Source organism: Arthrobacter sp. NicSoilB11, assembly GCF_019977375.1.
In the GTDB taxonomy this organism is placed as follows: Bacteria; Actinomycetota; Actinomycetes; order Actinomycetales; family Micrococcaceae; genus Arthrobacter.
Window position 1 is genome coordinate 185,491 of the sequence record NZ_AP024657.1, and the last position, 25,860, is coordinate 211,350.

Sequence of the window (25,860 nt, forward strand, 5' to 3'; positions counted from 1 at the left end):
CGGATCTGGCAAGCGCTTTCCGGTGGCTTGCTGGCATGATGGAGCGCATGCGCATTCTTATCGCTCCGGACAAGTTCAAGGGGTCCCTGACGGCGGCCGAGGCTGCCGCTGCCATCGCGGAAGGCGCCTTGCGGGTGTATCCGGACGCCGTCGTCACGCAGTTCCCCATCGCCGACGGTGGCGAGGGCACCCTTGAGGCGGCCGTGGCCGCAGGCTACGAAGAGCGGCTGAACGCCGTGGTGGGGCCCATCCTTGCCCCGCTGGGCGCTGCCTGGGCCATCCACAAGGCCGGGGAAGGCAAGGTTACGGCAGTGATCGAAACGGCCCAGGCCTCCGGTTTGGCGGACATGGAACCAACGCCCGCCAACGCCCTGCGTGCCCACAGCTATGGCTGCGGCCAGCTCATTGCTGCCGCTCTGGATGCGGGCGCCACCGAGATCGTCCTGGGCCTGGGCGGCTCGGCCATGACCGACGGCGGCAGCGGCGCCCTGCGCGCCCTCGGCCTGAAGCCCCTGGACGGCGCGGGGAACGTGGTGCCCCTGGGTGGCGGTTCCCTGGCGGACATCGTCGCCCTGGACACCACCGGGCTGGACCCGCGGCTGTCTGCAACCACGTTCCGCATCGCCGTCGACGTCCGCAACCCGCTGTACGGGCCGTCCGGTGCCGCGCACGTTTTCGGCCCCCAAAAGGGCGCGGACCAGGACAGCGTGGAAATGCTCGACGCCGGGCTGCGCAACTGGGCGTCAGTGCTGCGGGAAGCAACGGGCCGGGACGTGAACGTCCCAGGCGCCGGCGCCGCCGGCGGCTTCCCGGCGTCGTTCCTTGCCTTCACCGACGCCACGCTGGAAGGCGGCTTCGCACTGGTGGCCGGACTGACCGGCCTGGCCGCGCAGCTGGACCAGGCAGACCTGGTGATCACCGGTGAGGGATCCATGGATTCCCAGTCACTCACCGGCAAGGCGCCGATCGCGCTCGCGGACGCAGCCCGGGAACGCGGAATTCCCGTCATCGTGGTGGCCGGCAGGATCCTGGTGACCCTTGAGGACCTTGCCGGGCACGGCGTGGTTTCCGCGGCGCAGCTGCTGGACGTCGCATCCAGCCCACAGGACGCTGTGGCGAACGCCGGCAAGTACCTGGCCTGGGCAACAAGCCAGGTACTCGAAGGGGCCTAGCCCACGGCCACTTGGGTGGGGCTGGTTGGATTGCCGGCTGGATTGGGCCGGGTGTTGGATCGGCCAGGTGGGCCGGGCCTTCAGGTCCCGGTCTCGTAGTGGGGTTCGGCAACGGGCTTCGATTCCGGGGACCCCTTCTCCCGGAGGTAGACCGACGCGCCCACCAGGACCGCGACGGCCAGGAACTCGCTTTGCCAGTTTTGGAAGGACTCAAACCAGAAGCGGCTGGTGCCCAGGTACTGCAGGTACGTGATGGCGGGCTGGCCATGGCTTTGCTGGTCCTGGTTGTACTCGTCCACACCGCCGGCGGCGTGCAGGAAGAACGAGCCAAGGAACAGGGAGAACAGCAGGATCGACAGTGAATGCTCGTACACCTTGAGCACCACTCCGCCCCGCCGCACCGGCCAGGGCGTGGCCTTCCGCAGGGCCGCCTGGCGGGGATCTTCATCCTGCGGCGCCTCCTTGCCCATTGGCTTGGATTCGGATGAGCCTTTCTGGAACAGGAACACGGTGAGGACCACGTACATGGCCATCTGCAGGAACTCCGATTCCCAGTTCTCGAAGGTGGCCTCGACGAAGGCGCCCGTGCCCAGGAACTCCAGGACCGAGACGGCGGGCTCCCCGTGGGCCTGCTGGTCTTCACTGTAGGAAGCGGCTCCGGAGAGGATCATGCCCACGAAGAACGCCAGGAAGCAGCTCAGGTTGGCCAGCAGCAGGCCATGTTCCCTTGCCCATTTGCGCATGTCTTACTCCTTGTCCGATGGTGGCGGGAGGATCCTGCCTGTAGCCCGCTTGTTCAGGCGGAGCGGAACGAAAACCAGCATGATCACCATGACGCCCAGGAGTGCACCCCCGGCCGTGACGCCGGCAGACCGCCCGGCGGCAACATCGAACACCAGGGCGGCTGTTCCGGCGCTCAGCAGGGCGATGCCGCCCAGTGCGATCTTGGTGATGCTGTCGGCGCTGGAGACCAGTGTTTCCTTGAGCCGCTTGCGGAAAAGCCGGCGGTGCACACTGACCGGGAGGAGGATGAAGGCCGTGGTGAGCGCGGCGATGACGACGTTGACGAGATACAGGCCAACCTCCCAGCCGTCCAGCTTTTCGAACCGCTGCTGGAACGGCAGCGTCAGCAGGAAGCCGGCCAGGATCTGCACCCCGGTCTGAAGTACGCGGAGCTCCTGCAGGAGTTCCGCCCAGTTGCGGTCAAGCTGCTCCTCGCGGGTTTCATTGCGTCCCGTCCGGCCCGTGTAGTCCTCAACCTCAGACATCGGCCCTCCTTCCTCTCCGGCCGCGGCCCAGGCTTTCTTTCTACTCCTCCCGTACCCAGAAACAAGGCAGGCCGTTGCGCGTGCTCCTACATTTGATAAGTTTACTGATTATTAGTCTTGGGCGGTGGACTTGGTCCTCCGCCCGGGATAGCTTCGAAGGGCCGGAGCACGGCGGGCCCTTCGCACCGACACAGGTCAACCGACACAGGCAGGCGGACTATGAGCGAGACCGACAAGCAAACAGACCAGCCGAAGGATCCGCGCGGCGGCTACCACTCGGGCCCGTTTCCCGAGCAGGAACAGAAGCAGCCCGGGCTGACCGGCCCCATGGACCCCAAACCAGACCACGGGGAGCGCAGCTACGAGGGGCACGGCAAGCTCGACGGCAAGGCAGCCCTCATCACGGGCGGGGACTCGGGCATCGGCAAGGCTGCCGCCATCGCCTTCGCCCGGGAAGGGGCCGACGTCGCGATCTCGTACCTGCCTGAGGAGGAAGACGACGCGCAGGATACGGCGGAATGGATCCGGAAAACCGGCCGCCGCGCGCTCCTGCTTCCCGGTGACGGACGTGAGGAGGAGTTCAGCACCCGCATCGTGGAGGAGACGGTCTCCGGATTCGGCCGCCTCGACATCCTGGTCCTGAACGCCGCGTACCAGAAGAACCGCGAGAGCCTCGAGACGCTCCCCACCGAGGAGTTCGACAGGGTCTTCCGCACCAACCTCTACTCGCTGCTGTGGTCCGCGCGGGCGGCCGTGCCGCACCTGAAGGCGGGTGCCTCGATCATCACCACGGCCTCCATCCAGGCCTTCAACCCGTCACCCGGGCTCATCGACTACGCCATGACCAAAGCGGCGCAGGTGGCGTTCACCAAGGCCCTGGCCCAGGAACTGGGTCCCAAGGGGATCCGCGTCAATGCCGTGGCCCCGGGCCCCATCTGGACACCGCTGATCCCGGCCACCGAATGGCCGGACAAGCTCCCCTCCTTCGGGCAGGACACGCCGCTGGGGCGCGCGGGGCAGCCGGCCGAGCTTGCCGCGGCGTACGTGCTGCTCGCATCCGAGGACGGGTCCTACATTTCCGGTGCAGTCCTCCCGGTCACGGGCGGCAAGGGGCTTTAATGGGCGTCCCACCCGCTGGGGCATCCGGGCCGGCATCACCAGACCAGCAATATCGGCAACGAACAACAGGAGGAAGCATGACGCAGGAAAACCAGCAGGCTGAACCCGAGACGGCTCCGGGCGGCTACGGCACCCCCACGGCCGAGCAGGAGGCGGCAGGCACGCAGGGCGGCCAGCAGTCCGGCGGCGCGTCCACGGCCGGCGCGGACACGAACGAACCGCAGTCGGGCGCGGGCCAGGCTCCCGTCCCGCACGACATGGATCTTCCGTCCAGCGCGGCCGAGATCGACGAGTCCAATGACGATTCCCAGGGGTCGGCGCCGGTGTCCTCGGAGTCGGGCCAGGAAGCGACGGGCCTTCCGGACGGCAGCGGAAACGACCTTCCGAAGGAAGAGTCGCCCAATGACGACGACGAGAGCTTCGACGCCGGATAAAGCCTCCTGACCAAAGGCCCCCGTTTCCGCTGCCCCCGGGCAGTGGAAGCGGGGCCTTTGCGGTTTCGCCAAGGCGAATACATCCCGTCCCTCGGGGTACGGAACACGCGGAACCCCATCCCGCCGGCAGGCAGCAGCAAGCAGCCTGCGCTGCCGCCGGCACCAACGTCAACGCCAGGAAGGTGGAGTGTGGGCAGGAGATCTTCCGAACAGTGGGCGCGGCCGCAGGACCGGCCGGACAAGGTGGCGGTGGACGTCCTGGTGCCCACCTGCAACCGGCCTGCCGAACTCGCCGTCACCCTCGCGGGACTGGCCGCACAGTCCGAGCCCGCGTTCGCCGTCGTCATCAGCGACCAGTCAGCCGGACAGCCGGCCTGGGACCATCCCGCTGCCGCCGCCATGGTGCGGGTGCTGCAGGCGCAGGGCCGGCCCGTCACGCTGCTGCGGCACCTTCCGCGGCGCGGACTGGCCGAACACCGCCAGTTCCTGCTGGACCAGTCCACCGCGGATCAGTGCCTCTTCCTGGACGACGACGTCTGGCTGGAGCCCGGTGCCGTGGAACGGCTGAGCAAGGCACTGGACCAGCTCCAGTGCGGTTTCGTCGGGATGGCACCGCAGGGCCTGTCCTTCCTGGACGACCGCAGGCCGGAACAGACGGCCTCCTTCCAGGCCTGGGACGGACCGGTGGCTCCGGAGCGCATCCGTCCGGGTGCCCCGGGTTTTGAACGCTGGCCGCTGCACAGCGCCGCCAACCTCAGCCACGTCTGCGCGGAACTGTCGCTGCAGCCCGGCGAGTGGGTGCCCTACCACGTGGCCTGGCTGGGCGGCTGTGTGCTCTACCGCAGGGAGGCGCTGGACGACGCCGGCGGGTTCCGTTTCTGGAGCACGCTCCCTGCAGACCACGCCGGGGAGGACGTGGTGGCGCAGTGGCAGGTGATGGAACGGTACGGCGGGGCCGGGATCCTGCCGTCCGGCGCGGTCCACCTTGAATCGCCCACGACCGTGACGGACCGGCGGGTAGAGGCGTACGACGTGGTCCTGAACGAGGACGCTGTGTGACCAGGCCCTAGTGGCCCTGCGCGGCGTCCAGCGGGTAGGCCACATACGCGAACCGCTTCGAATCCGGCGCCCAGCTGTTGACGTTGAGCGTGCCCTGGCCGCCGAACAGCGGCCAGGTGTGCAGCGGCGCGGTCCAGTCGCCGGTGGAGACAAGGACGACGTCGACCGGCAGGTCTGCGGGGTGGCCCCGGGTTCCAGCGGGAAAGCGCACATAGCTGGCCAGGCGCCCGTCGGGGGACAGGTGCGGGAACCAGTCGACGGTGTCACTGCTGACGAGCCGCTCGAACTGGCTGCCGTCCGGGCGGACCCGGGCAAGCTGGGCATGGCCGGGTGCCGTGGTGAACGACTCCGTGTTGAGGTACAGCCAGTCGCCATCGGGTGAATACTCGGGCCCGTCGCAGTGTCCCCCGCCCACCTCCACGTCCCAGGGCGGGCCTCCGCCAGCGGGGATGGTGCGCAGCCGGCCGGGCCGCGTGAAGTCTCCCGCCGCAATGTCCACGTACGCCAGCCTGCGCCCATCCGGACTGACGCCGTGGAGGAAGTGGAAGGATCCGTCGTCGTCCGTGATCCTGGTGGCCCGCCCGCCTGCCAGTGGTGCGCGGTAGATGTGGCCGTCCTCGCCCGAGAGGAAGATGCTGCTGCCGTCAGGGTCCAGGACGTGGTCATTGTTGAGGTCCGGGGCGCCGGTCAGCGGGAGGGGCTCCAGCGAACCGGCCGCCAGGTTGAGCCGCCACAGTTCCCCGTTTCCGTTAAGGATCAGCGCCCGGCCGTCGAGGGTCCAGTTGGGCGCCTCGAGCAGCATGTCCCCGGTGCGGAAGACCAGCGAGGATTCGCCGGTGACCGACGCGGTCCACACCTCGCAGCGCTGGCCTGGTTGAAGGGTGCGGACCACGTCAGTTCGTCCTAGTCCTTGCTGCTGAAGGCGGCGTCGAAGCTGGTTTGGGAGGCGGGGAAGTCGTACTTTTTCAGGGCCGTGAGTGCTTCGGGGGCGCCGTGCAGGCGGTCCATGCCGGCGTCCTCCCATTCGATGCTGATGGGCCCGGTGTAGCCGATGGCGGCGAGGGCGCGGAAGGAGGCTTCCCAGGGGACGTCACCGCGTCCGGCGGAGACGAAGTCCCAGCCGCGGCGGGGGTCGCCCCAGGGCAGGTGGGAGCCCAGGACGGTGTTGCGGCCGGTCTGGCGGATCTTGGTGTCCTTGCAGTCCACATGGTAGATCCGGTCCTTGAAGTCCCAGATGAAGGAGACGGGATCGATGCCCTGCCACATCATGTGCGAGGGATCCCAGTTCAGGCCGAACGCTGCCCGGTGCCCGATCGCTTCGAGGGTGCGGACGGTGGTCCAGTAGTCGTAGGCGATCTCGGAGGGGTGGACTTCGTGGGCGAAGCGGACGCCGCATTCGTCGAAGACGTCCAGGATGGGGTTCCAGCGGTCGGCGAAGTCCTGGTAGCCGGCGTCGATGACTTTTTCCGGGACGGGAGGGAACATGGCCACGTATTGCCAGATGGAGGAGCCGGTGAACCCGACGACCGTGTCCACGCCGAGGGCTTTGGCCAGCCGGGCTGTGTGTTTCATTTCCTCGGCGGCGCGTTGGCGGACGCCTTCGGGGTCGCCGTCGCCCCAGACTTTGGAGCCGACGATGGCCTGGTGGCGGAAGTCGATGGGGTCATCGCAGACGGCCTGGCCTTTGAGGTGGTTGGAGATGGCCCAGACCTTGAGGTTGTACTTGTCCAGGATTTCGAGTTTGGACTCGACGTAGCCGGGTTCGTCCCAGCGCCAGGCGTCCAGGTGGTCGCCGGAGACGGCGATTTCCAGGCCGTCGTAGCCCCAGCCGGAGGCCAGGCGGGCGACTTCTTCGAAGGGCAGGTCGGCCCACTGGCCGGTGAACAGGGTGAACGGGCGGGGCATGCAGGGCTCCTTGGAAGACGGGGGTGCTAGTGGCGGACGACGGTGAGGGTGCTCTTGTTGGCAGCGGATTCCTCCACAGCGTCCAGGACGTACTGGACGTTCAGTCCTTCTTCGAACGACGGCGAGGGCTGGTTTCCGTCCCGGATGGCCAGCAGGAAGTCGCGGACCTGGTGCGTGAAGGTGTGTTCCCAGCCGATGATATGGCCCTGCGGCCACCACGCGTCCAGGTACGGGTGCTCCGGCTCGTTGACCAGGATCCGGCGGAAGCCCTGTTCGCGGACCGGGACGGTGGCATCCAGGAAGCCGAGTTCGTTGAGGTTTTCCAGGTCGAACAGGAGGCTGCCCTTGTCCCCGTACACCTCGATCTGCAGCGAGTTCTTCCTGCCGGTGGCCACCCGGGAGACCTCGACTGAGGCGACCGCCCCGGAGGTGAGGGACAGCGTGGCCCAGGCGGCGTCGTCGACCGTGACGTCCTCGATGCCGTCCGTGCCGGGGCGGCGGCCCACGAAGGTGTTCAGCCGGCCGCTGACCTCGGTGACCTGGTCGCCCAGGAGGAACAGGACCTGGTCGATGGCGTGGCTGGCGATGTCCCCCAGCGCGCCGGATCCGGCGGTTTCCTTCCGCAGCCGCCAGGTCATGGGGGCCTGCGCGTCGGCGAGCCAGTCCTGCAGGTACGCGGCGCGGACGTGCCGGACCGTGCCCAGGCGGCCTTCGGCGATGAGCTCCTTCGCCAGTGCCAGTGCCGGGACGCGCCGGTAGTTGAAGCCGATCATCGACTGCACGCCCTTGGCCCGGGCCTTGGCCGCGGCGGCGGTCATGAGCTCGGCCTCCGCGAGGGTGTTTGCCAGGGGTTTTTCCACCAGGACATGCTTGCCTGCTTCCAGGGCGGCGATGGCGATCTCGGCGTGCATCCACCCCGGGGCGCAGATGTCGACGATGTCGATGTCGTCCCGGGTGATCACCGAGCGCCAGTCGGTGGCTGATTCTGCCCAGCCGTACTTGGCCGCCGCCTCGGCGACGGCGCCGGCGTCCCGGCCCACGAGGACCTTCTGCTCGAAGGCCGGGACGTCGAAGAAGCTGGCCACGTTCCGCCACGCGTTGGAGTGGGCCTTGCCCATGAAGGCGTAACCGATCGCGGCTACACCAAGCGGGCGGGGAGCCGGTTGGGAGGCCGAAGGTTCGGACGGGTGTGCGGGTGTGGTCATGATGCGTTCCTGCGTGCTTCCTGCTGGCTGGACTACGTGCTGGATTTAGAGGGTGGCGGTTTCCGGTGCCCAGTCCTCGGGGAGGGCGGGGGATACCGGGGCCGAGCTTTCGACGTTCACGAATGTGCCCGCATCGATGGACTCGGAGATCGAGACCATGGTGTCCAGGACGTGGTACGCCAGTTCGCCGGTGGCCCTGTGGGCTGTTCCTGCCCGCAGCGAGCGTGCCATGTCCAGCACGCCCATGCCGCGGCCGTTGGCGGGCCCGGTGGCCGGAACGGTGGTCCAGTCCTCGTCGCCGGCGCGCCAGAGCTTGATGTCGCCCGTGAAGTAGTTGGGATCCGGCAGCGAGATGGTGGCTTCGGTCCCGGTGATTTCCACGAATCCCATCCGGGTCCGGGGGGACTCGAAGGAGAAGACGCTGTGCGAGGAGGCGCCGGATTCGAACTGCGCCATCGCGGAGACGTGGGTGGGCACCTCGACGGTGAACTCCTCGCCGGCTTTGGGCCCGGAACCGATCACGCGCACATCCTTGGCCTTGGACCCGACGGCGGCCACCTTGCGGATGGAGCCGAAGGCCTGGACCAGGGTGGTGAGGTAGTACGGGCCCATGTCGAACAGCGGGCCGGCGCCGTGCTGGAAGAGGAACGCGGGGTTGGGGTGCCAGGATTCCGGGCCGGGGGTCTGGAACGTGGTCATCGCCGTCAGCGGCGTGCCGATGTCGCCGCGCTGGATCAGGCGCAGGGCCGTCTGGATGCCGGCCCCGAGGAAGGTGTCCGGGGCGCAGCCAAGGCGGATCCCGGCGGCGTCGGCGGTCTTGAGCAGGCCCAGCCCGGATTCGCGGTCCAGGGAGAACGGCTTTTCCGTCCAGACGTGCTTGCCGGCGTTGACGGCGGCGGTGGCCACCTCCACGTGGGCGGCGGGAATGGTGAGGTTGACGATGATCTCGACGTCGGGGTGGTTCAGGGCCTTGTCCACGCCGCCCCACTCCGGGACGCCGTACTCCTTGGCCCGGGCCTCGGCGGCTTCCTCGAAGAGGTCGGCGATCACGTGGACCTTGAGGTCCGGGAACGCGGTCAGGTTGTCCAGGTACTGCTTGCTGATCACGCCGGCGCCGATGACGCCGACGCCCACCGGCCCGGTGCGGGCCGGCTTGCTTGCGGGGGTACTCACGCGTTGGCTCCTTCGGCTGCGGTGTTGCTGTCGGTGTCGCTGTTCAGGAAGGCAAGGCTCTGGGCGATGCCATCGAAAATGTCGCCGGCGTAGTCATCGAACTCCACCACGCCCACCTCCAGCGACTTTGCTGCGGCGATGACCTCCATGACGGGCACTTTGCCCTGGCCTGCGGGCTGCTGGGCCTTATTGTCCTTGTTCAGGGGGCCGTCCTTGATGTGGATGAACTTCACCCGGTCGCCCAGCCTGGCCAGGAGTTCCACGGGGTCCTGGCCGCCCACGGCTGCCCAGTAGGTGTCCACCTCCAGGACCAGTTCCGGGTCCAGCAGGGATGTGAAGTACTCGAGGGCCGTGCGGCCCTCGATGGTGGACTCCAGTTCCCAGGCGTGGTTGTGGTAGCCCACGCGGATGCCGTATTCAGCACCCTTTTTGGCGGCCGCGTTGAGCTTTTCGGCGGTGGCCTGGATGTCTTCGGCCTTTTGCCAGTGCTCGGCGGGAAGGAAAGGATCAATGACGGTGGTGATGCCCAGTTCCTTGGCCGCCGCGAAGATTTCGTCCTGGTCCTGGCTCATCAGGGGCGCGTGGCCGGACGGCGCGGTGAGGCCGTACTCCTTCAGGGCGGCGCCGAGTTCCTTGGCGGTGGCCACGAAGTTGTACGGCTCAACCTGGGTGAAGCCGATCTCCGCCACCTTCCTGATGGTCCCCGGAAGATCCTCGGAAATGGCGTTGCGGAGCGTGTAAAGCTGCAGTGAGTAGGACATGGGTTTCCTTAGCGGTTCTGTAGAGGTCGTTGGGGTTGGGGTCAGCGGCCGGCGAGCGAGCCGCCGATGCCGCCCACGCTGAAGTACTTGTTCAAGGTGGCGAAGACGATGACGGGCGGGAGCATCATGACCACGGCCAGGGCCATGACCGAGGTCCAGTCCGTTGCATTCTGCTGGAAGAAGGACTGCACGCCCATGGCAAGGGTGAAGATTTCATTCGAACGCAGGAACACGATGGCCACCAGGTAGTCGTTCCAGGCCAGGAGGAAGGCGAAGATCGCGGTGGAAAGGACACCGGGCAGGGAGTTCCGCAGGACCACCTTGGTGAAGGAGCCGAAAACGGAGCAGCCATCGATCCAGGACGCCTCCTCCAGGCTGATCGGGATGGAATCGAAGTAGGCGGCCATCATCCAGGTGGCAACCGTCATGGTGGAGCCGACGTAGATGATGGTCAGGCCCAGGAGGTTGTCCACCAGGCCCATGCCGGCGAACAGGATGAACAGCGGCACCACGGACGTGATGATGGGCAGCGACTGCATCACGAACAGGAGCAGTGAATATCCGGAAACTGCCTTGCTGCGGCCCCGGGAGAGGACGTAGCCGGCAGGTGCGGCCACCGCCACGGACACCACCACCGTGGAAAGGGTGGTGATCAGGCTGTTCTTCAGCCAGGTGGCGGCCAGGGTCTTGGAGAAGACGTTGCCGAGGTTTTCAAAGGTCAGGCCGGTGGCCGTGCTGTTCGGTCCGGGCATGAAGGCCAGGAGGATGGTGACCATGATGGGCACCAGCACGATCCCCGTGATGATGAGGATCGCGGCGAACCGCCACCAGCGGCCGCGCTGCCCCGCCTCGGAGAGGACCCTGCGGCGTTTGCCGGCATCGACGCCGAGCGTGGGGCCGGATTCGGGATGGGCGTGGAGTACTGCGCTCATTATTCGACGCTCGACTTTCGGATCTGGCGGTACAGGATGACCGAGATGACCACCAGGGTCATGGTCATGAGGAAGGCGATGGCCACGCCGGGGCCGGTGGCGAAGTCCTGGAACACGGTCCGGTACGCCAGGACCACCAGGGAGGTGGTGGCGTTGACCGGGCCGCCGCCGGTGAGCAGGTAGATGGTGGGGAAGTCGTTGACGCAGAAGATGGTCATCAGGATCCAGCTGATGTAGTTGGAGCGGGCAATCAGGGGCAGGGTGATCTGGCTGAACTGCTGCCAGCGGCTGGCCCCGTCCATGCTGGCCGCTTCGTAGACGGTGCTGTCCACGGAGGCCAGGGCCGCGGAGATCATCATCATCATGAAGGGAAAGCTGACCCAGACCTTGAACACCATCACCGTGACCGAGGCCAGGGTGGGGTCCGCCAGGAAGAGCGGTGTGCCCAGGCCCAGGTTCCGGAACAGGGACGGAACCAGGCTGTCCGGGGTGGCCACCAGCCAGTTCCAGGCGGTGGAGGACACCACGACGGGCACCACCCAGGGCAGCAGGAGCAGGACCTTGAAGGTGTTGCCGGCCGGAATCCTGGTACGCAGGAGCAGGGCGAGGCCCAGGCCTACAAGCCAGGATCCGAAGACGCCCACAATGGTGAACCAGAGCGTGAACTGGGCGGCCTTCCAGAACGCCGGCGAACTGAGGACGGTGGCGAAGTTCTGCGCGCCCACGAAGTTGCCGGTCTGGAGCAGGTCCCCGTCATGCGTGGCCTGGACGGCGGCGTAGATCAGCGGGTAGCCGTGGATCAGGACAAGCAGGACCACGGAGGGAAGCAGGAGCCAGAAGAACGTCTTGGTGGCCTGCGCGGAGAGCTTGCTCCTGCGTTTACCGGGGGCGGACCCAGACCCGCCGGGGGCGAGTCCCCGGCGGGCCCGTGACAGGCCGGACTGGGTGGTAGTGCTGGACATGGGCGCTCGGTCCTACTTCTTCAGGACCGACTCGAGGCCGGACTGGAAAGTCTGCAGGGCAGTCTTGGCGTCGGCCTTGCCGGTGATGATGGTCTGGCTGAACTGGTTCAGTGCCTGGCCGCCGTCGAGGGCCGCCAGGTTCGCATTGAGCCGGCTGCCTTGGGCGGCGAAGGTCTTGGCAATGGGCTGCCAGTCCTTGACGATCTTGACGTTGTTGGGGTCGTTGGCGAACTCGGGGATCTCCGTGATCGACTTGAAGACCGGCAGGGCGGACATCAGCTTCTTCTGCCACAGCTGCTTGAGCTGGCCCAGGTAGTACACCAGGAACTCCTCCGAGGCTTCCTGCGACGGGGTGTTGGTGTACATCATGATGTTGTTCGGGAAGACGATCGTTGCCTTGTCGCCGTGCGGACCCTTGATGGGGTCAGCCACCAGCAGGTCGCCCGAGGTATCGCCCACACGCTGCGGAACGTTGACCTGGAACAGGCCGTAGCCTGCCTTGCCGTCCTTCCATTGGGCGGACATGTTGTCCGTGGTGTAGCTGACCGCGGCGGGGTCGACGATGCCGTTGGACACGAGTTCCAGGACGAACTCCATGGCCTCCACGTTGCGGTCGTTCATCAGGTCCAGCTCGCCGTCCTTGTTCCAGACACCGCCGCCGTTGTTGACCATCATCATGATCATGGAGTGGTTGGCGTAGTTGTTGCCCGCGCCTGCGCCGGTGGTGAAGCCGAATGCGCCCACCTTCTTCAGGGCCTTGCCTGCTTCCAGCAGGGACGGCCAGTCCGTGGGGAGGGCAACGTTTGCCTTCTCGAACAGCGACTTGCGGTACCAGAAGACGCGCATGTCCAGCTGCCACGGGACCGCCACGTAGCCCTTGTCCGACTTGAAGGGGTCCAGCACGCCGGGCAGGAAGTCGTTGAACTGGCCATTGGCCTTCAGCTTCTCGATCACCTTGTCCGCGTACGCGATCTGGCCCTGCTGCTCGAACTGGAAGGCTTGGAAGCCGCCGCCGGTGGAGACAGCCGGGCCCGTCTTCGAGGCGATCGCGGAGGAGAAGGTCTGGTAGAAGTTGTTCCACTGGATGATCTGGTACGAGGCCTTGGCGCCGTTGGCTCCGGAGAAACCTTCCGCGATGCCCTTGGCGGCGTCGTTGTAGGCGGGCGTTGCCCACGGCATGTCCCAGAACTTGACCGTTCCGCCCGCGCCGCCTCCGCCGCCCTGCGATGCCGAGCCGCCGCCGCAGGCGGCGAGGAGGGGTGCTGCGGCGGCGGCAGCCGTCAGGCCCAGGAAACCGCGCCGGGAGAAGGGGCGGCGCTGTTCGGAAGTTGCGTTCATGATGTGTCCTTTCGGGACCGGCCGGCGCAGTGCGCCGTTGGTGCGGTCCTGCTCATCGTCGAGAGTGGAGGTGGGACTGGACTGCTGTTCAGGTTGCGTATCGGTGGGTCTGGTTACGTGGCAGCGAGGGTTGCGTAGAGGTCGGTCAGCCGGGCGAACCCGGCCAGATCGTCCGGCCGGGTGCCGGCGCCAAGATGGTCCTTCAGGCGCCGCCACGCTGACCGGTGGGCGGATTCGTAAAGCGTGGGAAGCAAGAGTTCGCCATGGGCTCCGGTGACCCGGACTTCGGCCGGCCAGGCGGCGTCCGGATCCGGGACCTGGACGGACACCCCGCCGTCGGCGGTGTAGAGGCGGATGTCGACGGCGGCCGGGCGGGCAGCGGTCAGCACGCCCTGGGCGGTGAAGGGCGCGCCGTTGGCCAGCCTGCCGGCCACCGTGTATCCCGTGGCGTCGCTGCGGAGGAGGCTTACGCCGTCGAGCGGTCCGCTGACGGCCAGCAGCGCGGCGAGGTGTTCGCCCAGGAGCCGCTGCGGGTCGGTGCCGGGGGCCGCCGTCGCAACGCTGTCCAGCAGGGACGCGCTGCCCAGGGCACTGCGCACTGCGTCGCGGGCGTCCGGGGTGCTGCCTTCCGCCACCAGGGCGGGGTTGGAGGCCCAGCGGAGGTCCAGGACGACGGCGGTTCCTGCGGCGTCAACGGCGGCGGCCAGTTCCGTGGTGTCCTCGGGTGCCGGGTTGGCCACCACAACGCCGCGGGCGCCGGCGGCAACGGCGTGAAGGGCTTCGGTGGTCCAGCCGGGTCCGCCTGCGACCACCAGGACGTCGGCGGTGCCCTGCCGGCTCTCCGGAGCCGGGCCGAAGGTTGCAGGCAGTGAGGCCACCGTTTGGGTAACCGCGCCCTCTTCCCGCGCGGCGGGTGATGCCGAGACCGTGTACTGGCCGCTCATGGCGTAACTCCTGCTTTTCCCGCGGCACCGGCATGCCCCGCCCCGGCGCTTGCTGCCGTGGCGTCGGCGATGGCGAGGGCAAAGGTGAGGTCGTCGATCAGGGTTTGTGCGGCGGGTGCCTGGCGGGTTCCCCGGGCAAGCCCGGCAAGTTCACGCCATTCGCCCTCATAACCGTTGTGGCCGTACGGGCCGAACGTGCGGGTATCGCTGCCGTTGCCGCGGGTGAGGGTGGCCACTGCGGAGCCGGCCTGGACATACGACGGTGTGAAGTCGATGTGAAGGGCCGCATCGTCCCCGATGGCCTCGAAGGTCCACTCGGGCTTCCAGGTGCCGTTCATAACGGCACGCAGTTCGATGACGCGGGTTGGGGTGCGCAGCGAAACGGCATAGCCGAACGGGCGGACGTGGAACACCTGGAGGACTTCGAGGTCCGTGAAGTCCGGGGTGAACCGGCGGACCAGCGGCAGGTCGTGGATGGCCAGGCCCATGATCCCGCCCCGGAGTGCGCTCTTGATGACGTCCGGGTCCGAGTAGTCGGGCCGGCCTGCGGCCGGCCGCGTGACGATCTCGGTGGCGAAGTCCTCGAACCGGGCATTGGGCGGCAGGACGATGGAGGAACGGATGGTGTGGACCTGCCCGGGAAGGTCGCCCCAGTTCTGTTCGGCCGCGAGCCAGCCGGGGTCGAAGGTGTGCATGGCCCCGACGACGATTGGCACCCCGGTTTCGGCGCTGACGGCCGAGATGCGGGCGGCTTCCTCGGCGTTCATGGCGAAAGGCTTTTCGCAGAGGACGGCCTTCTTGCCGGCCCTGCAGGCGGCGATGACCTGGTCGGCGTGGAACTGGTGGGGGCTGCAGATTGCCACGACGTCCACGGCGGGATCGTCCAGCAGGGCAGCCATGCTGGTGCCGGCCGTGGCGCCAACGCGGGCCGCCACCGACGAGGCCACGGCGGCATCCACATCCATGATGTGCCGTACTTCCAGGATGTTCTGGAGGCGGGCCAGTGCCGGGAGGTGGATGGCCTGCGTGACGGGCCCCGCGCCGAGGATGCCGACGCCGAGGAGCGGCCGGTCTGCCGGCGCTGCGTGCTGGGACGCTGCTTGCTGGGACAAGGTCAGTTACCTCTTTGTAAGCGGACTCTGGGGGTGTAAGCGGATTACGGTGCCGGAATCAGTGCGGCTGATGTTCACCATCGGATCCGCGAATGTGCCTTGAGTCACAACGTAGAACTACTTTTGACGCACGTCAAGCAAAAGTTGTTTGTTGCGCGTCATTCTTCTGATTGGTGACAGCAGAAAGTAAGAGTGTTATGACTTAGACATGACTTCAGTGACAGGTAAGCAGGCCGGAAAAGAGTCCGATGTCGGCAGCCTGTCGCGCGCCGGGGACCTCTTCCAGCTGCTTCGTGACGGCCGGGCCCGCACCCGCGCCGAGCTTGCGCTGAGCACGGGTCTGGCCCGCTCAACCGTCGCCTCGCGGATCGATGCGCTGATGCTGTCCGGCCTGGTGGGTCCCGCGGGTGAGGCGCTCTCCAGCGGCGGCAGGCCGCCGTCGCGCTTTGCCTTCAACCCGTCAGCCCGCCTGGTGCTGGCCGTGGACGTGGGCGCCACGCACGTCATCGTTGCGGTGACGGATCTCGGCGGAAACATCCTGGCCGAACACCGGCTGGCGCAGCAGGTGGCCGACGGGCCGGAAGCCGTGCTGGACCAGGTGGTGGCGCAGGGCAAGGAACTGCTGGCGTCCACCGGACGGACCGTTGCGGAACTGGCCGGGATCGGCATCGGGCTGCCCGGGCCCGTGGAACATGACACCGGCAAGCCCGTCAAGCCGCCCATCATGCCGGGCTGGGACGGGTTCGACGTGGTCAGCTACGTCCAGCGGTCCCTGCCCGTCCACGTGCTGGTGGACAATGACGTGAACATCATGGCGCTGGGGGAGCAGTCCGCGCACTGGCCCGAACACAACAACTTCTTCTTCGTGAAGGTGGCCACCGGCATCGGCTCCGGCATCATCAGCAACGGGGAACTGCAGCGTGGTGCCAACGGCACGGCAGGCGACCTGGGCCACGTCCAGGTGGCCCGCGGCGCGGATGTCCTGTGTGCCTGTGGAAACTATGGGTGCCTGGAGGCGCTGGCGTCCGGTCCCGCCGTCGTGCGCTCCCTCCGGGACCAGGGACTGGACGTGGCAAAGGGCTCGGACGTGCTCCGGCTCGCCGCCGACGGCAACCTGCAGGCCATCCAGGCGCTGCGCCAGGCCGGCCGGGACATCGGCGAGGTTCTGGCCACCGTGGTGAACCTGCTCAATCCGTCCGTGATTGTGGTGGGCGGCAGCGTTGGCGAGACGGGCGAGCACCTGGTGGCCGGCATCCGCGAGGTGGTGTACCGGCGCTCCCCGCCGCTGGCCACCTCGCACCTGCGCATCAACGGCTCCCGCGCCGGGAGCCAGGCGGCGGTCCTTGGCGCAAGCAAACTGGTCACCCAGTACGTCCTCTCGCCGGCCGTCATCGAAGCCACGCTGGCAGGCGCCATCGCCGGGTAAAGCCGGGAATCCCCGGCCTACCCGGCGTGGGCTCTACGCCTCCGCCTCCGGCTCGGGCGCTTCGGCCAGGATCAGTGCCGTGCCGCCGTACGCGGGCAGCTCCAGGAAGAAGCTGTGCAGGTCATCCACCTGCCCCACCGTCTCGCCGCTGAACAGATCCTTGACGTTGGCGCCGGACGGCAGCTCGTTGGACTGGATGCTGCCGGCGATGTCCTGCCCGGAGAAGTTGAGCGCCGTGACCTGCAGGCTGCCGTCCTTCAGCCGGTTGACCAGCACCAGTGCGCTGCGGTTGGAAACGTCCGGGACGTCGAGCAGGGTGCCGGTGGCGATCCCGTTCTCTTCCCGCACGGCGAGGATCCGCTGCAGCCGGCGCGCGAACGAGTCGGGGTCCTTGAGCTGTTCGGGCAGCGGCCCGTACAGGCTGCGGGCCCGGGGCATCCCGGCGGACGAGGTGGTGGCGTCCGGACTGGTTCCCATGAGGTCGTGGGCGCCGCGGTTGATCCAGCGTGTATCGCCCTGCGAGGTGAGCTCGCGGACGCTGCTCCGGTCCAGGGCCAGGATGCCCGTGAGGTCCCAGCCGGAAAGGGCAAAGACGCCCGGCTGCAGGGCGTTGTACATGGCCAGGAGCAGGTGGACGTCCCGGATCTGGGCTTCCTGCTCCGGGGTGGTGGTGGACGGGTCCTTGATGCCCAGCGCGGCCATGATGAAGCTTACCGAGGTGCAGGCAATGCCGTTGGTGGTGAAGACGGCGTTGTAGGGCCCGTTTTCGCCGGTGAGCCGTTCCCGCAGGGTCTGCTGGACCTGTTCGGCCAGCTGCGCCCCGGTGAGTTCCTCGCCGTTGAGCTCGAACATCTCGTCCCGGTGCCCGGCGGCGAAGTGCAGGAGCTCGTAGGTGAGTTCGTCATGGTTCTGCAGGGCATGCACCAGCGACGCCTGGTCCACGCCGATTTCCAGCGATAGCCGGAGGGTCAGCCGCAGGAACTCGGTGTCGGCCGTGACCAGGGAGTAGTGGTACGCAGGCCGGGTGATGAAGTCGTAGGACAGGTCGGGGCCGGCATCGGAGGTTGCCTTGATGTCGTCGATGGTCAGGTTCAGTTCCTGGAAGGAGAACCCGCCCACCTTCCGGATCATGGAGCCGATGAGCTGGTTGGCTGCCTCGGACAGTGGGTGCCCCTCGGACCAGCCGGGTTGTTCTTCGGCGCTCTTCTCCACGCCCAGGAAGCCGTTGGCGTCCAGGCGCAGCGCCCCCGTGCCCAGGTCCACCAGCGAATGCAGGGCATCGCCCACCACCAGGCGCATTCCGGCGAAGGTGGGGTCCAGCCAGTTGATGGAGGGCTGGCCGGCCTTGAAGTAGTGCAGGTAGACCCAGCGGCGGGTCTTGCCGGTGGTATCCACGATGGGCCGCGTGGCGCTCCAGTTGGTTTCCTTCACCCCGGGTTCGTAGAAGATGACCCGCTGCAGCCTGCCGATGATGTAGCCGGCCTTCTGCAGCGCCTGCTCGGAGTCGGGGCTGAGGTTGACCGAGTCCGCCCCCTCCGGGACGTCCGGGAGCAGGTTCCAGTCCTCCTCCGGAATATCGATCATGTGGTAGATGCCGGGGTAGTCCCGGAAGTTCATTTCGGCCAGGCGGAAGTCCGCGCCCTTGCCGGTGTGGCCCGGGACGATGTCGTCGATGACGGTGCCGTCGTGCTCGGCGGCCACCTCGCACATCCGCCGGAACTCATCCTCGGTGCCGAAAACAGGGTCGATCGCCATGCTGATGCGGTCGAAGTGCCCGTCCACGCTGGGCGTGTGGGACCAGCCGCTGATGCCGCCGGCGAGCTTCACGGGCCCGGTGTGGATTCCGCGGATACCGATTTCGCGGAACGCCTTCCACATGGCCGGATCGCCCAGCGCCGAAAGGAATGACTGGCCGGACGGGGTGATGAAGGACAGCGGGTAGGCGGTGAACCACACGGAGGCGCGTTCGACGGCGGCCCGCGGGTTGGGATGGGCGTACGAGTTCTGCCACATGCTGGCCTGGCCGGACAGCTGCCGGGCCAGCGTGTTCGCGTCCCCGAGCATCGCCTGGTTGCGGAGCCAGTCCACGTACGCCGCGTTCCGCCCGTCGAACTCAAAGGACGGCCTGCTGCCGACGAACTGGCGCCGGCGCGCGATGGGCCGCAGCGCCTTTGGCCTGGCCGCGAAGAACTGCTCGTCGAAATTGACGTCCAGTTCCGTTGACGGCTCCGCAGCGCCCGCTTCCACTTCCCCGATGGGGGCGGCTGCATCCGCTTCCGAAGTGTTCCCGCTGGTGCCCGGCTCAGGCATAAGCTCCTCTTTCCATTGCTCGTTTCCGTGCTGGCATGGATGCTCCAAGACCCCTTGCCCAAGGAAACGTACCCAGGGCAACAGGGAGTATTCGGCGTTCCCTCTCCCGATGCTACTGCTCAGCGGAGCCGGTGGAGGGGACGCCGGCGTGCCGTCCGTCCCCAACCAGACGAAACCCCCTTGTTTCGCCAACTTTGCCCACTATGGCGGCCAGCGGTCGTATTCTTAGAGCAAGGTTTTGCAGTGGGCCCGGTGCGCTGATAGCAGGGCTGGAGCATGGCCGCTGAACCCACGGGGCAGGTTGGCTGGGGACCGCTTCCAGTTACCCCGGAGCCGGTTTTCGACAGCAAGGACGTTGAAGACTACCTCCGGGACGTCACCCGCGACTTCATGGCGGGTATCAAAGGTGAGCGCCGCAGCATCAGCTGGGCGGCCACCCTCTTCCGCCTGGGCACGGCGCGGACCATCGCAGCCAGTACGGAGCAGGCACGCGAAGCGGACCGGGAGCAATGCTCGTTCGCTGACGGGCCGGTCATGGAAGCCATGCGCACCGCAGAATTCGTCCTGGTGTCGGACCTGAGCCGGGACCGCCGCTGGCCGGGGTATTCCAGCGCTGCCGCGGCCCATGGGGTGCAGTCCCTGCTCTCCGTCCCCATCCTCACCGAAGGCGGGACCAGTGCCGCCATCAATCTTTACGCGCCTTTCCCGCACGCCTTCACCAGCGATGACCTGGTGCGCAGCCAAAGCTATGCCCGTGAGGTGGCGCGGGCCATGCATGTTGTGGTCCGGGTGGCCGAACGCGCGGAAACGACGGCGGGTCTCGCCGTCGTCCAAAGCTCCCTGGTCCTGGTGGACCTCGCCGTGCGCAGCCTGATGAACGAATACGGACTCACCCGGGAGGGTGCGCTGCGGTTCCTGCAGACGCAGGCGCTGCACCACGAGCTGGATCTCCGGGACGTGGCATTGAACGTTGTGGCCCCCGCAGGGATGGACCTCGGGGTTGGGCAGCCGTCGGGGCTGCGGCAGGAAACGTACGACGGCGTGGCGGAGCTCCCGCGGCCGTCGCCGGCGGGGCGGGACTTTCCAACCGGAAGGTCGGCCCGCAAGGACGCTGCGGCGGGGACGGAACCCCCGCCTGCTGCGGAAGGGAGGACGGCATGACTATCGGGAAACAGGAACTGCGCTCCATCACGGAAGGACCGGGCAGGCACCCCTGGCACCGGTTCGTCGCCCTGGGGGACTCTTACACCGAAGGGATCGGCGATCCCGAGCCGCACAGCCTGGGCGGCCTCCGGGGCTGGGCTGACCGCGTGGCGGAGGAACTGGCGGACAGCCAGCCGGACTTCGCCTATGCCAATCTGGCCATCCGCGGCATGCTGCTGCGGCAAATCCTCGACGGGCAGCTGGCACCGGCCCTGGCGTTGAAGCCCGACCTGATTGCCATGTCCGGCGGTGGCAACGACATCGTGTTCCGCCACGGCGACCCGGACAAGCTGGCGGAAAAGATCGACGAGGCCGTGGGTATCCTGGCTGACACGGGCGCCACCATCCTGCTGTATGCAGGTCCCGATTGGGGGAACACGCCGGTCTTCGGCAAGATCCGCGGCCGCGTGGCGGTCTACAACGAACACCTCCACAGGATCGGGGCCCGGCACCACGCCATCATGGTTGACCTTTGGTGCCTGCCGGAGCTGCAGCATGCTCTGATGTGGGACCCGGACCGGCTGCACCTGTCCCCGCTGGGCCACCATTCGGTAGCGGTGGCCACCCTCAACGCCTTGGGCGTACCGCATACGCTCAGGCCGCTGCAGCCGCGGCCGCTTCCCGCGCACGGCTGGACGCAGGCCCGGGCCGAAGACCTGGTCTGGGCCAAGCAGTACTTTGTGCCGTGGGTGCTGAAGCGGATGCGGCCCCACCAGGTCAGCGGGTTGGCGGCCAAGCGGCCGCAGCCGGTCCCGGTGTTTGGCCTTGGCCGTCCCGGTCCCTTCCCGCCCGGACATCCCGCGGCCAGGACCTCCGGACCGGGTTATGACGGACAGCCTGGAGTGGACCCCGGGGTGGAAACCGGCAGGGTGGCTTAGCGCTTCCTGGGGGAGCGCTTGGCCGCGGCCTTCATCGCGGCCTTCGCTGCCGGAGGCAGTACGCCCTGCTCGGTTTCGGGTTCGGCCACCGTTCCGCGCGCCTTCGCGACGGCCTTCATGCCGTGGTAGATCACCAGGGCGGCAGCAGAACCCAGGGCGATGCCGGTGAACTTCAGGTCGCCAATGGTCCAGGTGTAGTCCGCGATGCCGATGATCAGGGCCACTGCGGCAGTGGTCAGGTTGACCGGGTTGGAGAAGTTCACCTTGTTCTGGACCCAGATCTTCACGCCCAGGATGCCGATCATGCCGTACAGCATCGTGGCGGCGCCGCCCAGCACGCCTGCCGGGACGGTGGCGATCAGTTCGCCGAACTTCGGCGAGAAGCTGAGCAGGATGGCGAACATGCCCGCCACCCAGTAGGCCGCCGTCGAATACACCTTGGTGGCCGCCATGACGCCGATGTTCTCCGCGTACGTGGTGGTGCCCGATCCGCCGCCCAGGCCGGCCAGCACGGTGGCAGCACCATCTGCCATCAGCGCGCGTCCGGAGACGCCGTCGAGGTTCTGTCCTGTCATGGCGGCAACGGACTTCACGTGGCCGATGTTCTCTGCCACCAGCACCAGGACCACCGGGACGAACAGGCCCAAAACGCCGATGTGGAACTCGGGGGTCTGGAAATGCGGCAGCCCAACCCAGGCTGCGGCGTCCATCTTGTCGTACTTCACCTCGCCGCGGAGCATGGCCACCAGGTAGCCCACCACAACGCCAACCAGGATGCTGAGCCGGCCCAGGATTCCGCGGAACAGGACGCTGACCAGGATGATGGTAACCAGTGTGATGAGGGCCGTAATCGGGGCGGCGTCGAAGTTCTGCTTGGCGGCGGGGGCAAGGTTCAGGCCGATCAGTGCCACGATGGCACCCGTGACGATGGGCGGCATCAACCGGTTGATCCAGCCGGCGCCGAACTTCTGCACCACGGCCCCCACCAGGGCCAGGGTGACGCCGGCAAGCACCACGCCGCCCAGGGCGCCGGGGATGCCGAACTGCGCCTGCGAGGCGGTGATGGGTGCAATGAAGGCAAAGCTTGAACCCAGGTAGCTGGGCACCCGGCCCTTGGTGACCACCAGGAACAGCAGCGTGCCGATCCCCGAAAAGAACAGCGTGGTGGCGGGCGGCATCCCGGTGATGATGGGAACCAGGAAGGTGGCGCCGAACATGGCCACCACGTGCTGCATGCCCACGCCGATGGTCAGGGGCCACGCCAGCCGCTCATCCGGGGCCACCACCTGGCCGGGCTTGATGGTTTTGCCGGTGCCGTGCAGCTTCCATTTGATTCCGAGCATGCTCATGGGAAGGAAAGCCTTTCAGGGGGTGCCGCGAGGGGGCGAAGATCAACTCGCTCCAGAATACCGCCAAGTGTTTGTGCGGGCCCGCTGTGGCCAAGGTCACCCGGCGTCACGGGAAGAGGAGGAAAGCAGTTGAAGTTGCAACTATGGAAAGCATCAGAGGCCACCCCGGCAGGCGGGCGGCGCAGCGAAAGGTAAGCCAATGACCATTGCCCACGAAGAAGCGGTTATCGATTCGGCAGCCGTGGACGCCATCTTCGCCCAGGCCCGCACCGCCAACTCCTTCACCGGCGAGGTGACCGAGGAGCAGGCCCAGGCCATCTACGAGCTCACCAAGTTCGGCCCCACCGCGTTCAACTCCCAGCCGCTGCGCGTCACCTATGTCCGCTCGCCCGAGGCCCGCGCCACCCTGGTGGATGCCCTGTCCCGCGGCAACCAGGCCAAGACGGCTTCCGCCCCGCTGGTGGCCATCCTCAGCTACGACACCGACTGGGCCGGCAAGTGGGACGACTTCCTCCCCGGCTACAACGCCCCCAAGGCCATGTACGACGCCGACCCGCAGCTCGCCGCAGCCACGGGCAACAACAATGCCCACCTGCAGGCCGGCTACTTCATCCTGGCCGTCCGTTCGCTCGGTTTCGCCGCCGGCCCCATGACCGGCGCTGACTTCAACGCCATCGACGCCGCCTTCTTCCCGGCCGGCGACCAGAAGAGCTTCCTGGTGGTCAACATCGGCCAGCCGGGCGAGGACGCCTGGGGCGAGGCAAAGCCCAAATTCTCCTACGACGAGGCTGTCCGCACCGTCTGACGCCCCATCACTTCCTGCGTCTTTTCTCCAAACGCCCCATCACCTGGTGATGGGGCGTTTGGGTTTTTTGGGCGGGATGTGATGGGGCGTTCAGAGGCGTGGAGGTCGGCCGGTGGGAGACTGGGCGTATGCCGATGCGGAACCTCATTTTTGTGGCCTTCGTGGAACCGGTGGCGGACGGCCAGGTTTTTCTGCGGACGGAGTGGCCGCTGCACGTCACCCTGGTGAGGTTCGACGCCGCCGCCACGGACGGTGCCGACGCCGCCCAAAGCATCGCCGCGCTTGCAGATGGGCCGGCCAACGCAGCGCTTGGCGCGGAGCTGACCGTGGGGGAGGACGCCGCCTTTGGCCGCAACGGGTCCGTCCCCGTCAACCTGGTGGAGCCGCACCCCGCCCTGCAGGAGCTGCATGAGCGGCTGGTGCAGGTGGTGGTGGACGCGGGCGGCAGGATCCTCACGCCGCGCCACACGTTGTCCGGCTACCGGCCGCACGTCTCCCACCAGGCCACCCCAGGCCCGGACGCCAAGCGCCTCCACCGGGGCGACGCCGTCGTGCTTGACCGCGTGGCTTTGGTGGACATGGCGCCCGGCGGCGACCACGCCATCAGGCGCATCCTCCGGTTGTGGAGCCAGGAACCTTCGCAGTACTAGGCGATGACGCTGTCCACCAGCGCCTTGGCCTCCGCCTGCACCTGCTTCAGGTGTTCCTCGCCCTTGAAGGACTCGGCGTAGATCTTGTACACGTCCTCCGTGCCGGACGGGCGCGCCGCGAACCAGGCGTTTTCGGTGACCACCTTCAGGCCGCCGATGGGCGCGCCGTTCCCTGGCGCCTCGGTGAGCTTGGCGGTGATCGTCTCGCCCGCCAGTTCCGTGGCGGTAACGTCCGACGGCGACAGCTTGCCGAGTGCAGCCTTCTGCTCGCGGGTGGCGGCGGCGTCGATCCGGGCGTAGACGGGGGCGCCGAACTGGTCCGTCAGCCCCTTGTACAGCTGGGACGGGGAGCTGCCGGTGACCGCGGTGATCTCCGAGGCCAGCAGTGCCAGCAGGATGCCGTCCTTGTCCGTGGTCCAGACGCTGCCGTCCAGCTTGTTGAAGGAGGCACCGGCGGATTCCTCGCCACCGAACGCCCCTTCACCCGAGAGCAGGCCGGGAACGAACCACTTGAAGCCAACGGGCACCTCAACGAGCTTGCGGCCCAGGCTCTCGGCCACGCGGTCGATGATGGAGGAGGACACCAGCGTCTTGCCGATCACCGAGGCGGGGTTCCAGCCGCTGCGGTTGCGGTAGAGGTAGTCGATGGCGACGGCCAGGTAGTGGTTGGGGTTCATCAGCCCGCCGTCCGGGGTGACGATGCCATGGCGGTCGGCGTCGGCGTCGTTGCCCGTGGCCACGTCGAATGCAGGCTGGCCGGAGGCGGCGGCGTCGGACATCCGCTGGATCAGCGACGCCATGGCCGACGGCGAGGAGCAGTCCATGCGGATCTTCTCGTCCCAGTCCAGGGTCATGAAGGCCCACTGCGGGTCCACCGTGGGGTTCACCACGGTCAGGTCCAGGTGGTGGCGCTCGCCGATCTCGCCCCAGTAGTCCACGGACGCGCCGCCCATGGGATCGGCACCGATCCGGACCTCGGCATTGCGGATGGCGTCCAGGTTCAGGACGGACGGAAGATCGTCCACGTAGCTGCTCAGGAAGTCGAACTTGCCGGTGGTGTCTGCGGCCTGGGCGTCCGCCAGCGGGATCCGCTTCACGCCGCGCAGCCCGTTCTCCAGCAGCTCGTTGGCGCGGTTGGCGATCCAGCCGGTGGCATCCGAGTCCGCCGGGCCGCCGTGCGGGGGGTTGTACTTGAAGCCGCCGTCGCCGGGCGGGTTGTGGCTGGGGGTCACCACGATGCCGTCGGCCTGCGGGGCGCCCGGTGCGGCTTTCCGGTTGTACGTCAGGATGGCGTGGCTCAGCGCCGGGGTGGGGGTGTACCCGTGCCTGGCGTCGACGAGGACCTGGACGCCGTTCGCGGCGAGCACCTCCAGCGCGGAGTTCTGCGCGGGCTCGCTCAGTGCGTGGGTGTCCTTGGCCAGGAACAGCGGGCCGGTGACGCCCTGCGCAGCCCGGTATTCCACGATTGCCTGCGTGATGGCAACGATGTGCTGTTCATTGAACGAGGCCTTGAGGCTGGAGCCCCGGTGCCCGGAGGTGCCAAAGACGACGCGCTGGCCGGGATCACCCAGGTCCGGCGCAACGTCGTAATACGCGTCAAGAAGCGCAGTGATGTCAACAAGGTCCTGGGGTTGGGCAACTGTACCCGCGCGGCTAGCCATGGCTCCAGCATGCCAGAACCTGGCAGGAGTCCAAACGACCCGCCCATAATCCGGACCCTGTGACGCGCAATGTGCTCGTCAAACCAAGTAGTCCACCTGAGTACCCGGCCCGGAAAGTACCTATATACCGGCCCTTTGACGCCCTGCTACCTTTCAAAAAATTCCAGGAAACAAGGGAAAGGAACGGACGACGG

24 protein-coding genes are annotated in these 25,860 nt (G+C 67.4%); 9 read left to right on the forward strand and 15 right to left on the reverse strand.

Annotated features, from left to right (window positions below; translation table 11 throughout):
• Nucleotides 1-47: 47 nt before the first annotated feature.
• On the forward strand, nt 48-1,172 hold the full coding sequence (locus LDO14_RS00905) for a glycerate kinase (RefSeq protein ID WP_018770314.1): 1,125 nt from the start codon (nt 48-50) through the stop codon (nt 1,170-1,172).
• An 80-nt stretch (nt 1,173-1,252) separates the two neighbouring features.
• Here the strand turns inward: LDO14_RS00905 and LDO14_RS00910 are convergent, their stop codons facing one another.
• Both LDO14_RS00910 and LDO14_RS00915 read right to left on the reverse strand, forming a co-directional pair.
• On the reverse strand, nt 1,253-1,915 hold the full coding sequence (locus tag LDO14_RS00910; RefSeq protein ID WP_223993341.1) for a DUF6766 family protein: 663 nt from the start codon (nt 1,913-1,915) through the stop codon (nt 1,253-1,255).
• A gap of 3 nt (nt 1,916-1,918) precedes the next feature.
• Nucleotides 1,919-2,440, reverse strand: a complete 522-nt coding sequence (locus LDO14_RS00915; RefSeq protein WP_223993346.1) for a DUF6328 family protein — start codon at nt 2,438-2,440, stop codon at nt 1,919-1,921.
• Between the two features lie 219 nt (nt 2,441-2,659).
• On the opposite strand from LDO14_RS00915, the gene LDO14_RS00920 reads away from it, so the two are divergent.
• From LDO14_RS00920 to LDO14_RS00930, 3 genes are all read left to right on the forward strand, one after another.
• The gene (locus LDO14_RS00920) at nt 2,660-3,559 is read left to right on the forward strand and encodes an SDR family oxidoreductase (protein ID WP_144601011.1); all 900 of its coding nucleotides are present in this window, start codon (nt 2,660-2,662) and stop codon (nt 3,557-3,559) included.
• Nucleotides 3,560-3,636: 77 nt separating this feature from the next.
• Nucleotides 3,637-3,993 carry a hypothetical protein gene (locus LDO14_RS00925; protein ID WP_018770310.1) on the forward strand — a complete coding sequence of 119 codons (357 nt, stop codon included), beginning with the start codon at nt 3,637-3,639 and terminating at the stop codon, nt 3,991-3,993.
• A gap of 189 nt (nt 3,994-4,182) precedes the next feature.
• Nucleotides 4,183-5,052, forward strand: coding sequence for a glycosyltransferase family 2 protein (locus LDO14_RS00930; RefSeq protein ID WP_223993348.1), 870 nt, complete (start codon nt 4,183-4,185; stop codon nt 5,050-5,052).
• A 7-nt stretch (nt 5,053-5,059) separates the two neighbouring features.
• Here the strand turns inward: LDO14_RS00930 and LDO14_RS00935 are convergent, their stop codons facing one another.
• The 10 genes from LDO14_RS00935 to LDO14_RS00980 all read right to left on the reverse strand — a co-directional run bounded on the left by LDO14_RS00935 (nt 5,060) and on the right by LDO14_RS00980 (nt 15,384).
• Entirely contained in the window at nt 5,060-5,944 is an 885-nt protein-coding gene (locus LDO14_RS00935; protein ID WP_223993350.1) for a biopolymer transporter Tol, read from the reverse strand.
• 11 nt (nt 5,945-5,955) lie between these two features.
• Nucleotides 5,956-6,957: a sugar phosphate isomerase/epimerase gene (locus LDO14_RS00940; protein WP_223993352.1), complete on the reverse strand. Its 1,002-nt coding sequence runs from the start codon at nt 6,955-6,957 to the stop codon at nt 5,956-5,958.
• 26 nt (nt 6,958-6,983) lie between these two features.
• The gene (locus tag LDO14_RS00945) at nt 6,984-8,162 is read right to left on the reverse strand and encodes a Gfo/Idh/MocA family oxidoreductase (RefSeq protein ID WP_223993353.1); all 1,179 of its coding nucleotides are present in this window, start codon (nt 8,160-8,162) and stop codon (nt 6,984-6,986) included.
• A gap of 45 nt (nt 8,163-8,207) precedes the next feature.
• Nucleotides 8,208-9,335, reverse strand: a complete 1,128-nt coding sequence (locus tag LDO14_RS00950) for a Gfo/Idh/MocA family oxidoreductase (RefSeq protein WP_018770305.1) — start codon at nt 9,333-9,335, stop codon at nt 8,208-8,210.
• Nucleotides 9,332-10,096: a sugar phosphate isomerase/epimerase gene (locus LDO14_RS00955; RefSeq protein WP_223993354.1), complete on the reverse strand. Its 765-nt coding sequence runs from the start codon at nt 10,094-10,096 to the stop codon at nt 9,332-9,334. The genes LDO14_RS00950 and LDO14_RS00955 overlap by 4 nt, the downstream gene beginning before the upstream one ends.
• A gap of 41 nt (nt 10,097-10,137) precedes the next feature.
• Nucleotides 10,138-11,028 carry a carbohydrate ABC transporter permease gene (locus LDO14_RS00960; protein WP_223993355.1) on the reverse strand — a complete coding sequence of 297 codons (891 nt, stop codon included), beginning with the start codon at nt 11,026-11,028 and terminating at the stop codon, nt 10,138-10,140.
• Entirely contained in the window at nt 11,028-11,990 is a 963-nt protein-coding gene (locus tag LDO14_RS00965) for a sugar ABC transporter permease (RefSeq protein ID WP_223993356.1), read from the reverse strand. Before LDO14_RS00965 ends, LDO14_RS00960 begins: the two co-directional genes overlap by 1 nt.
• Before the next feature lie 12 nt (nt 11,991-12,002).
• Nucleotides 12,003-13,328, reverse strand: coding sequence for an extracellular solute-binding protein (locus LDO14_RS00970; protein ID WP_018770301.1), 1,326 nt, complete (start codon nt 13,326-13,328; stop codon nt 12,003-12,005).
• A gap of 113 nt (nt 13,329-13,441) precedes the next feature.
• The gene (locus LDO14_RS00975; RefSeq protein ID WP_144601006.1) at nt 13,442-14,272 is read right to left on the reverse strand and encodes a hypothetical protein; all 831 of its coding nucleotides are present in this window, start codon (nt 14,270-14,272) and stop codon (nt 13,442-13,444) included.
• Complete coding sequence (locus tag LDO14_RS00980) at nt 14,269-15,384, reverse strand: Gfo/Idh/MocA family oxidoreductase (RefSeq protein WP_223993357.1); 1,116 nt, start codon at nt 15,382-15,384, stop codon at nt 14,269-14,271. Before LDO14_RS00980 ends, LDO14_RS00975 begins: the two co-directional genes overlap by 4 nt.
• Nucleotides 15,385-15,592: 208 nt before the next feature.
• On the opposite strand from LDO14_RS00980, the gene LDO14_RS00985 reads away from it, so the two are divergent.
• Nucleotides 15,593-16,810 (forward strand): ROK family transcriptional regulator, encoded by a 1,218-nt coding sequence (locus LDO14_RS00985; RefSeq protein WP_018770298.1) that lies wholly within the window; start codon nt 15,593-15,595, stop codon nt 16,808-16,810.
• Nucleotides 16,811-16,843: 33 nt separating this feature from the next.
• Here the strand turns inward: LDO14_RS00985 and treS are convergent, their stop codons facing one another.
• Nucleotides 16,844-19,120, reverse strand: a complete 2,277-nt coding sequence (treS, locus tag LDO14_RS00990; RefSeq protein WP_056388456.1) for a maltose alpha-D-glucosyltransferase — start codon at nt 19,118-19,120, stop codon at nt 16,844-16,846.
• 276 nt (nt 19,121-19,396) lie between these two features.
• Here treS and LDO14_RS00995 point away from each other — a divergent pair, with 276 nt between their 5' ends.
• On the forward strand, nt 19,397-20,281 hold the full coding sequence (locus LDO14_RS00995) for a GAF domain-containing protein (RefSeq protein ID WP_018770296.1): 885 nt from the start codon (nt 19,397-19,399) through the stop codon (nt 20,279-20,281).
• On the forward strand, nt 20,278-21,201 hold the full coding sequence (locus LDO14_RS01000) for an SGNH/GDSL hydrolase family protein (RefSeq protein WP_018770295.1): 924 nt from the start codon (nt 20,278-20,280) through the stop codon (nt 21,199-21,201). The genes LDO14_RS00995 and LDO14_RS01000 overlap by 4 nt, the downstream gene beginning before the upstream one ends.
• Here the strand turns inward: LDO14_RS01000 and LDO14_RS01005 are convergent.
• The gene (locus tag LDO14_RS01005) at nt 21,198-22,550 is read right to left on the reverse strand and encodes a solute carrier family 23 protein (protein ID WP_056388450.1); all 1,353 of its coding nucleotides are present in this window, start codon (nt 22,548-22,550) and stop codon (nt 21,198-21,200) included. The genes LDO14_RS01000 and LDO14_RS01005 overlap by 4 nt on opposite strands.
• A 199-nt stretch (nt 22,551-22,749) precedes the next feature.
• Between LDO14_RS01005 and LDO14_RS01010 the strand changes: the two genes are divergently transcribed.
• Together LDO14_RS01010 and LDO14_RS01015 are read left to right on the forward strand one after the other, a co-directional pair.
• Complete coding sequence (locus LDO14_RS01010; RefSeq protein ID WP_223993360.1) at nt 22,750-23,355, forward strand: malonic semialdehyde reductase; 606 nt, start codon at nt 22,750-22,752, stop codon at nt 23,353-23,355.
• Between the two features lie 134 nt (nt 23,356-23,489).
• Nucleotides 23,490-24,005 carry a 2'-5' RNA ligase family protein gene (locus LDO14_RS01015; protein WP_223995344.1) on the forward strand — a complete coding sequence of 172 codons (516 nt, stop codon included), beginning with the start codon at nt 23,490-23,492 and terminating at the stop codon, nt 24,003-24,005.
• Here LDO14_RS01015 and pgm read toward each other — a convergent pair.
• Nucleotides 24,002-25,666, reverse strand: a complete 1,665-nt coding sequence (gene pgm / locus LDO14_RS01020; protein WP_223993362.1) for a phosphoglucomutase (alpha-D-glucose-1,6-bisphosphate-dependent) — start codon at nt 25,664-25,666, stop codon at nt 24,002-24,004. The genes LDO14_RS01015 and pgm overlap by 4 nt on opposite strands.
• Nucleotides 25,667-25,860 lie beyond the last annotated feature (194 nt).